Genomic DNA, 10,203 nt, shown 5'->3' on the forward strand with positions numbered 1-10,203 from the left:
CCGCGTGCAGTGTGGCGGGCAGGTGGCCGTGCCGCATGGCCAGGACCATCTTGATGATCCCGGCCACGCCCGCCGCCGCCTGGGTGTGCCCGATGTTCGACTTGATCGAGCCCAGCCACAACGGCCGCCGTTCGGCGTCCCGCCCACGCCCGCGCCCGCGCCCGTACGTCGCAAGCAGCGCCTGCGCCTCGATCGGGTCGCCCAGCTCGGTGCCCGTGCCGTGCGCCTCCACCGCGTCGACATCCGACTCCGACAGGCCGGCGTTCACCAGCGCATCGAGGATGACGCGCTGCTGGGAGGGGCCGTTGGGGACGGTGAGGCCGCTGCTGGCGCCGTCCTGGTTGACGGCCGAGCCGCGCACCACGGCCAGCACCGGGTGGCCGTTACGCCGCGCGTCCGACAGCCGCTCCAGGAGCAGCAGTCCTGCTCCCTCGCTCCACCCCGTCCCGTCGGCCGCCGCCGCGAAGGACTTGCAGCGGCCATCCGGGGACAGCCCGCGCTGGCGGCTGAACTCCACGAACGTGTCCGGCGTGGCCATCACCGACACCCCGCCCGCCAGCGCCAGTTCGCACTCGCCGAGCCGCAGGGCGTTCACCGCCAGGTGCAGCGCGACGAGCGACGACGAGCAGGCCGTGTCGACCGTCACCGCCGGTCCCTCCAGCCCCAGCGTGTACGCCACCCTGCCGGTCGCGATGCTGCCCGCGCTGCCGCTGCCGACGTACCCCTCAAGGTCGGCGGGCAGCTCCGGCAGCCGCGCGGCGTAGTCGTGGTACATCACGCCCGCGAAGACGCCGGTGCGGCTGCCGCGCAGCGTGGTCGGGTCGATCCCGGCGCGTTCGAACGCCTCCCAGCTCGTCTCCAGCAGCAGCCGCTGCTGCGGATCCATCGCCAACGCCTCGCGCGGCGACAGCCCGAAGAACGCGGGGTCGAAGTCGGCGGCGTCGTGCAGGAAGCCGCCGCGTGTGGTGTAGGTCGTGCCGCTGCGTTCCGGGTCGGGGTCGTAGAGCGCTTCGATGTCCCAGCCCCGGTCGGTGGGGAAGTCGGAGATGGCGTCCACGCCCTGGACGACCAGCTCCCACAGCTCCTCGGGGGTGGCGACACCGCCCGGGAAGCGGCAGGCCATGCCGGTGATCGCGATCGGCTCGCGCGCCCGGTCCTCGACCTCGCGCAGCCGCTGCCGGGCGTCCTGAGCATCGGCGATGGCCCGCTTCAGGTATGCGCGGAGCTTGTCTTCGTTCCCGGTCCCGTTGCCGTCTGCCATGTCAGGGGTTCCCCAGGTTCTCAACCAGGTCGAACAGTTCGTCATCGCTCGCCGCGTCGAGGGCGCTGGCGCTGCGGCCCTCCGGATCCTTGGCCTCCTCGGCCTGCTTGGCCTGCTTGGCTTTCTCGGCCTCCTTGGCCTTCGCCGCCGGTTCCTCGCTCCACCGCGCCAGCAGGCCCCGCAGCCGCACGGTGATCCGGCTGCGGTCGGCGCCGTCGAGGGTCGCGGAGCGCTCGGCGAGTGCGGTCAGGCTCTCCTCCACCCGGTCCAGCTCGCCCAGCAGGGCCTGCGCCGGGTCCGCCGTGCCGAGGCCGAGCAGGTCCATCAGGTGGTCGGCCACCGCCGCCGGGGCCGGGTGGTCGAAGACGAGGGTCGCCCGGAGCCCGGCACCGGCCCCCGTGGCGCGCTGGAGCCGGTTGCGCAGCTCCACCGCGGTCAGCGAGTCGAAGCCGAGGTCCTTGAAGCCGCGCTCCGGCTCGATCTGCGAGGCGTCGGCGTGGCCGAGCACCTCCGCGACCTGCCGGCGTACCAACGCCAGGAGCTCGGCACGCCGTTCGGCCTCAGGCAGTGGGGACAGCCGTGCCAAGAGATCGCGGGTCGGCCCGCCGTCGCCCGGCGCCGCCGACCCCTCGGTGCCGCGCGGCGTCGGCACGACGTGCGCCCGCACCAGCCGCCGCAGCAGCGCGGGAAGCTCCCCGGCCGTGGCCATGGCCCGCAGCCTGGCCGGTACGAGGCGCACGGGCGCGAGCGCGGGAGCGGGAGGGGCGTCGGAAGGGTCGTCGTTCGGCCCGGGTCGCAGCGCCGCGTCGAGGAGCGCCGCGTCGAGGAGCGCTGCGTCGAGGAGCGCCAGGGCCTCGCCGGTCGCCAGCGGGGCGACGCCGCTGCGGGCGAGCCTGGCCATGTCGGCCGTGCCGAGCCCGGCCGTGATGCCCGACGCGGACTCCCACAGGCCCCATGCGAGCGAGGTCGCGGGGAGCCCGGCGGCGCGGCGGTGGTGGGCGAGGGCGTCGAGGAAGGCGTTGGCGGCGGCGTAGTTGGCCTGGCCGGCCGACCCGGCCGTGCCGGCGTAGGAGGAGAAGAGGACGAACGCCGTGAGGGGCAGGTCGCGCGTCAGCTCGTGCAGCGTCCAGGCGGCGTTCGCCTTCGGCGCCAGCACCCGGTCGACGGCCTCCGGCGTGAGCGAGTCGATCACGGCGTCGTCCGTCGTCCCGGCCGCGTGCACGACGGCCGTCAGCGGCTGGTCGGCCGGTACGCCGGCCAGCAGCGCGGCCATCGCCTCCGGGTCGGCCGCGTCGCACGCGGCGACGGTGACGGCCTCGGCGCCCAGTTCGGTCAACTCGGCCACGAGGGCGTCCGCGCCCGGCGCGGCGGTCCCGCTGCGGCTGGTCAGCAGCAGGCGTTTCGCGCCGTGGGAGGCGACGAGGTGGCGGGCGACGGCCGCGCCGAGCGTGCCGGTGCCGCCGGTGATGAGAATCGTGCCGTCGGGCGGCCCGGCGAGGGGCGGCGCGGTCGCCGGTGGAGCGGCGGCGCGTGCGCGTACGAGCCGGGGCACGCTCGCCTCGCCGCCTCGTATGGCCAGTTGCGGTTCCCCGGAGGCGATGGCCGAGGCGACGGCGGCCGGGATGGCGCGGCGCGACGCCTCGTGGTCGTCGACGTCGACCAGCACGAGGCGTTCCGGGCGCTCCTGCTGAGCCGAACGCACCAGGCCCCAGACCGGCGCCTGGACCAGGTTCGGCGACTCCGCTCCGCTCAGGGCCACGGCGTTGCGGGTCACGACGACGAGGCGCCGGTCGGCGTTCGCCTCGTCCGCCAGCCAGGACTGGAGCGCGCGGAGGGTGCGGAGCAGGACGGCTCGGCTCTCGGCCGGCACGGCACCCGCGTCCGGTGCGTCTGTGTCTGCGACGAGCAGTTGGGGGTGTTCGTCGAATGCGTCGTGGCTGACGCCGGATGACAGCCGGGTCCACTCGATGCGGTACAGGGAGTCCGTGCGGGTGCGCAGCCCTGCGAGGCCCAGCGGGCGCAGCATGAGGCGTTCGACGGAGATGACGGGCGTTCCGTCGGCGTCGGTGGCCTCCAGCGCGACCGTGTCGGAGCCGGTGGGGGTGATGCGCGCGCGGAGGGTCGTGGTGGGGCGGTCGGTGGCGGCGTGGAGGCGGACGCCCTGCCAGGTGAAGGGCAGGTGCGGTATGCCGCCCTGCTGGGTGTCGGGCAGGGCGAGCCCGATGGCGTGGAGGGCGGCGTCGAGCAACGCCGGGTGGAGGGCGAAGCGTTCCGCGTCGGCCGTGACCTGCTCGGGCAGTGCCACCTCGGCGTAGATCTCGTCGCCGCCGCGCCAGGCGGCGCGGAGGCCTCGGAAGGCGGGGCCGTAGGTGAGCGTCGTGGTGTCCAGGCGCGCGTAGAGGGCGTCGAGCGGGAGTGGCGTGGCGTCGGCCGGTGGCGGCCAGACGGTGGCGGGTATGGGGGGTGGTGGGGACTGCGGCAGGAGCGTGGCGGTGGCGTGCCTGGTCCAGGGCTCGCCCGTCGGGTCGCCGTCGGGCCGCGAGTAGACGGCGACGGTTCGCCGACCGTCCTCGTCCGGCTCGGCGACGGTGACCTGTAGGTGTACGGCGCCCTTGTCCGGCAGCACGAGCGGGGCTTCGAGGGCGAGTTCGTCGAGGTGAGTGCAACCGGCTTGGTGGGCGGTGTGGAGGGCGAGTTCGAGGAACGCCGTGCCGGGGAGGAGGGCGGTGTCTGCCACGGCGTGGTCGGCGAGCCAGGGGTGAGTGCGGAGGGAGAGGCGTCCGCTCAAGACCACGTCCCCGTCGCGGTCGGCGAGGTCGATGGCGGGGTCGACCAGGGGATGGCTGCCTGCGCTGTGTCGTGTGGACGCGGGCGCGTCGAGCCAGAGGCGTTGGCGCTGGAAGGGGTAGGTGGGGAGGTCGGGGATGAGGTGGGTGTGGGGGGTTAGGGCTGACCAGTTGGGGGTGGCGGCGTGGTGGGTGTGGAGGGTGGCGAGGGCGGTGAGGAGGGTGTGGGGTTGGTCGCGGTTGCGGTGTTGGAGGGGGATGGCGAGGTGTTCGGTGTCGTTGAGACATTCCTTCGCCAGGGCGGTGAGGGTGGTGGAGGGTCCGATCTCGATGAAGGTGGTGGCGCCGCGTTCGGCGAGGTGGGTGAGGTGGTCGTGGAAGCGGACGGGTTCGCGGACGTGGCGGACCCAGTATTCGGGGTCGCGGAGTTGTTCGGTGGGGGTGGCGAGGGGGATCTGCGGTTGGTGGAAGGTGAGGGCGTGCACGACCCGCCGGAAGAGATCGAGCATGCCGTCCATGTGGGCGGAGTGGAAGGCGTGACTGACGCGCAGGGGGGTGATCTTGCGGCCGCGTTCGGCCCAGGCGGCGGCGAGTGCTCGCACCGCGTCCGCGTCGCCGGAGATGACAGTTTCGGTGGGGGCGTTGTGGGCGGCGATGCTGACGGTGCCGTCCTGGGGCAGGGTTTCCTCCACCTCCTCGCCGCTGGCCTCGATCGCGGTCATGGCGCCGGTGGTGGGCAGTTCCTGCATGAGGGTGGCGCGGGCGGTGACCAGGGTGGTGGCGTCGGTGAGGTTGAGGATGCCGGCGCAGTGGGCGGCGGCGATGTCGCCGATGGAGTGGCCGGTGAGGTGGTCGGGGGTGATGTGCCAGCTTGTGAGGAGGTGGTAGAGGGCGACTTCGTGGGCGAAGAGGGCGGGTTGGGTGTAGCGGGTCTGGGCCAGGAGGTCGTGGTCGTCGAACATCACCTCGCGCAGCGGGCGGTCGAGGTGGGGGTCGAGTGCGGCGGTGACCTCGTCCAGCGCGGCGGCGAAGGTGGGGAAGGCGGCGTACAGTCCCCGGCCCATCCCCGCGTACTGACTGCCCTGGCCGGAGAAGAGGAACGCCGTGGTGCCGCGCTGTGAGGGGAGCTGAGCGGGCCTGTCGGTCTCGCCTTGGGCTAGGGCTGTGAGCTCGCGTGTGAGGTCGTGTCGGTTGTGGGCGAGTACAACGGCGCGGTGGTCGAATGTGGTGCGCGTGGTTGCCAGGGTGCGGGCGAGGGAGGCGAGGTCCAGGTTCTCGTCCGTGCGTTCCTGGAGGTGGTGCAGGAGTTGGGTGGCCTGGGCGCGTAGGGCTGGCTCGGTCTTGGCCGACAGCGGGATCGGGACCAGCGCGGGCAAGGCCTGAGGCGGTGGTGTGGGTGCGGGTGTGTGGGGGGCCTGTTCGAGGATGATGTGGGCGTTGGTGCCGCTGACGCCGAAGGAGGAGACCGCCGCCCGGCGCGGGTGTTCTGTCTCCGGCCAGGGCCGGGGCTGGGTCAGCAGCGCGACCGTGCCCGCGTCCCAGTCGACGTGTGGTGTCGGCTCGTCGATGTGGAGGGTGGGGGGCAGGTGCCCGTGGTGGATGGCTTGGACCATCTTGATGATTCCGGCGACGCCTGCGGCTGCTTGGGTGTGGCCGATGTTGGATTTGATGGAGCCCAGCCAGAGGGGTTGGTCGTCTGGCCGGTCCTGGCCGTAGGTGGCCAGCAGCGCCTCCGCCTCGATGGGGTCGCCGAGGGTGGTGCCGGTGCCGTGGGCTTCGACGGCGTCGATGTCGCCCGGCTTCAGGCCGGCGTTGGCCAGGGCGGCCCGGATGACGCGCTGCTGGGAGGGGCCGTTGGGGGCGGTGAGCCCGTTGCTGGCGCCGTCCTGGTTGACCGCCGAGCCGCGCACCACCGCCAGCACCCGGTGGCCGTTACGCCGCGCGTCCGACAGCCGCTCCAGCGCGAGGATGCCCACGCCTTCCGCCCACCCGGTGCCGTCCGCCGCCGCCGCGAAGGACTTGCACCGCCCGTCCGGGGACAGCCCCCGCTGACGGCTGAACTCGATGAAGGCCTGCAACGCCGACATCACGGTCACGCCCCCGGCCAGCGCCATGTCGCACTCGCCCGAGCGCAGCGCGTTCGCGGCCAGGTGCAGGGCCACCAGCGAGGACGAGCACGCCGTGTCGACCGTCACCGCCGGGCCCTCCAGCCCGAAGGTGTACGCCACCCGCCCGGTCGCGACGCTGCCCGCGCTGCCGTTGCCCAGGTACGGCTCAAGCTCGGCGGGGGGATGCGGCACCCTGGCGGCGTAGTCGTGGTACATCAGGCCCGTGTACACGCCTGCGCGGCTGCCGCGCAGCGTGGTCGGGTCGATCCCGGCGCGCTCCAGCGCCTCCCAGCTCGTCTCCAGCAGCAGCCGCTGCTGCGGATCCATCGCCAACGCCTCACGCGGCGAGATTCCGAAGAACTCGGCGTCGAAGTCGGCGGCGTCGTGGAGGAAGCCGCCCGACCACACAGAGGAACGGCCCGCCCGGTCTGGGTCCGGATCGAACAGTTCCTCCGGGTCCCAGCCCCGGTCGGTGGGGAAGTCCGAGATGGCGTCCCGACCCTGGGCGACCAGTTCCCACAACTCCTCGGGCGTGCGGACCCCGCCCGGGTAGCGGCAGGCCATGCCGGTGATCGCGATCGGCTCGTCCGCGCGGCCGGGTGCCGTCGCAGACCGAGCGGCTGCGGCTGCCTGAGCACCCCCGACGTCCGCCGCGAGGCCGAACTCGGCGAGCAGGAACCCGGCCAGCGCCGTCGCGTTGGGGTAGTCGAAGACCAGCGTCGCCGGCAGCCGGAGCCCGGTCGCGGCGCTGAGGTTGTTGCGCAGCTCGACCGCCATCAGCGAGTCGAAGCCCAACTCCTTGAACGCCTGCGTGTCCGGCACCGCGCCCGGCGCGTGGTGCCCGAGCACCGTGGCCGTCTGCGCTCGCACCAGTTCCAGCGCCGCCGCCATCCGCTCGTCCCCGTCGGGCGGCAGCGCGGCGAGCCGCTCGCGCAACAACTCCGTGGCGGGAGCCGTTGCCGTCGCGGCGGCCCGCCTCCCCGGCGTGCGGACCAGGCCGCGCAGCACGGGCGGCAACGCCTCGGCGCTGCCCGGGTCGAGGCGTAGGCGCAGGCGTACGGGCAGCAGGACCGGCTCGGCGGGTTCGGGCTCGGCGCACGCCGCGTCGAACAGCGCCAGCGCCTCTGCGTCGGACAGCGGCGCGACCCCGCTCCTGGCCATTCGCGCCCGGTCGGCCGTGCCGAGCCCGGCGGTCATGCCGCTCGCCCGTTCCCACAGGCCCCAGCCGAGGGCGATGGCCGGGAGTCCGGCGGCGCGGCGGTGGTGGGCGAGGGCGTCGAGGAAGGCGTTCGCCGCCGCGTACGCGCCCTGGCCGCCGCCGCCGAGGACGGAGGCCGCGGAGGAGAAGAGGACGAAGGCGTCCAGCGGTGCCTCGGGGGCGTGGGCGTGGGGGTGGGTGAGCTCGTGGAGGTTGAGCGCGCCCTTCACCTTGGGGGCGAGGACCCGGTCGAGCTGCTCGGGGTCGAGCGAGGTCAGCAGCCCGTCGTCGACCACGCCCGCCGTGTGGATGACGGCGGTGAGCGGGTGCTCCGGGGGTATTCCGGCCAGGAGTTGGGCGGTGGCCTCGCGGTCGGCGATGTCGCAGGCGGCGATGGTGACGCTCGCGCCGAGTGCGGTCAGCTCCTCGCGGAGGGCGGGGGCGCCAGCGGCGGCAGGGCCGCTGCGGCTGGCGAGCAGGAGGTGGCGTACGCCGTGCTCGGTGACGAGGTGGGCGGCGAGGAGACGGGCGAGCGCGCCCGTGCCGCCGGTGATCAGCACGGTGCCGTCCGGGTTCCAGGGCGTTGCCGCCGCGGCCGGGGGCGGGTGCGGCGAGTGCCGTACGAGCCGGGGTGCGGTGATGCGGCCGGCGCGGATGGCGAGTTGCGGCTCGCCGGTGGCGATGGCCTGCGGCACGGCGTGGGTGGAGGCCGCGTCGTCGTCCACGTCGATCAGCACGAATCGGCCGGGCGCCTCCGACTGGGCCGAACGCAGCAGGCCCCACACGGGGGCCGTGGCCAGGTCGGGCACGTCCCCGGGCTCGGCGGCCACGGCGTTGCGGGTCAGCACGACGAGCCGCGAACCGGCCGCCGCCGCCTCGTCGTCGGCCAGCCAGGTCCGCACCACGCCGAGGGCGAGGCGGAGCGCGGCGCCGGGGTCGTCTCCCGCGTCCGTCGTGTCCGTCGTGTCCGTCGTGTCCGCCGCGTTCGCGGCGTTCGCCGTGTCCGTCTCCTCGCCGAAGAGGCGCACCACGGTGTCGGAACCCTCGTGCGTTTCGCCGATGGCCGGTGCCGTGACGACCGGGGTCCACTCCAGGCGGTAGAGCGAGTCGGAACGCCGCACCCCGGCGGTGGCGGCGCCGAGCGGGCGGGTCACGAGCGCGTCGATGGACGCGACGGGCTGCCCGAGCGCGTCCGCGACGGTGACCGCGACGGCGTCCGGCCCGGCCGGGGCCAGCCGCACCCGCAACGTGGTGGCGGCGACGGCCTCCAGCCGCACCCCGGTCCACGAGAACGGCAGCCGGGGCTGGTCGGTCTCCCCGAAGAAGCGGCCGAGCGCGATGCCGTGCAGGGCGGCGTCGAGCAACGCCGGGTGGAGGGCGAAGCGTTCGGCGTCGGACACCGCCTCCTCCGGCAGCGCCACCTCCGCGAAGACCTCGTCGCCGCGCCGCCAGGCGGCCCGCAGGCCGGTGAACGTCGGCCCGTAGGCCAGCCCGATCGCCTCAAGCCTCGGATACAGCCCGCTCACCTCGCCCGCCGCCACCGGCTCGGCCCCGTCGGGCGGCCAGGCGCTCAGCCCGGTCGTCCCGTCGGTGGTGGCGCGGGGAGACAGGCGCCCGGAGGCGTGCTCGGTCCAGTCGGCGCCCTCGGGGCCGGGGCCGGGGCCAGGGCCGGGAACGCGGGCGTGGATGCGGAACGCCCGCCGTCCGGAGGCGTCGGCCTCGTCCACCAGCACCTGGATCTCCACGGCGCCCGTCTCCGGCAGCGACAGCGGCAGCGGCAGCGGCGCGTGGAGGGTCAGCTCCTCGACACCCGCGTCCTGCTCCTCCGGCCGCTCCAGCCGCGCCGCTGCCGCGAGGGCGAGTTCGAGGAACGCCGTGCCCGGGAGGAGGACGGTGTCCGCTACGGCGTGGTCGGCGAGCCAGGGGTGGGTGCGGAGGGAGAGACGCCCGGCGAGGATCAGCCGGTCGCCGTCCGCGAGGTGCGTGGCGGTGTCGATGAAGGGATGCTCGTCGCTGCCGGGGGTGGCGGCGGCGTCCGGGGAGAAGGGCGGGAGCCAGTAGTCCTGGTGCTGGAAGGGGTAGGTGGGCAGGCCAGGGATGAGGCGGGCCTGGGGGGTCAGGGCCGACCAGTCGGGGGTGGCGGCGTGGTGGGTGTGGAGGGTGGCGAGGGCGGTGAGGAGGGTGTGCGGCTGCTCGCGGGTGCGGCGTTGGAGCGGGACCGCGAGCAGGCCGTCGACGCCGGTGAGGATCTGTTCCGCGAGGGTGGTGAGCGCCGCGTCCGGTCCGATCTCGATGAAGGTGGTGGCGCCGCGTTCGGCGAGGTGGGTGAGGTGGTCGTGGAAGCGGACGGGTTCGCGGACGTGGCGGACCCAGTGTTCGGGGTCGCGGAGTTGTTCGGTGGGGGTGGCGAGGGGGATGCGGGGTTGGTGGAAGGTGAGGGTGTGTACGACTTCGCGGAAGGGGTTGAGCATGCCGTCCATGTGGGGGGAGTGGAAGGCATGGCTGACGTGAAGCTCCCGGCAGCGGCGGCCCTGGGCGCGGAAGTGCTCGGCGATGGCGCGGGCGGCGTCGGCGTCGCCGGAGATGACGCTGGAGGTGGGGCTGTTGAGGGCGGCGATGGTGACGTGTTCGGTGAGGTGGGGTGTGATCTCTTCTTCGCTGGCTTGGAGGGAGATCATGGCGCCGGTGGTGGGCATGGCGTCCATGAGGGTGGCGCGGGCGGTGACCAGGGTGGTGGCGTCGGTGAGGTTGAGGATGCCGGCGCAGTGGGCGGCGGCGATGTCGCCGATGGAGTGGCCGGTGAGGTGGTCGGGGGTGATGTCCCAGCTTGTGAGGAGGTGGTAGAGGGCG

2 protein-coding genes are annotated in these 10,203 nt (G+C 74.2%); both read right to left on the reverse strand.

Going from position 1 to position 10,203, the window contains the following annotated elements; translation table 11 throughout:
- Nucleotides 1-1,261, reverse strand: a 1,261-nt coding sequence (locus ACTWQH_RS32025) for a type I polyketide synthase (RefSeq protein WP_443290324.1), incomplete at its 3' end; no start/stop codon positions are given.
- A 1-nt stretch (nucleotide 1,262) separates the two neighbouring features.
- The coding region (locus tag ACTWQH_RS32030; protein WP_443290325.1) for an SDR family NAD(P)-dependent oxidoreductase at nucleotides 1,263-10,203 on the reverse strand (8,941 nt) is incomplete at its 5' end.

The organism is Streptomyces sp. 6N223, from assembly GCF_052246635.1.
Lineage (GTDB): Bacteria > Actinomycetota > Actinomycetes > Streptomycetales > Streptomycetaceae > Streptomyces.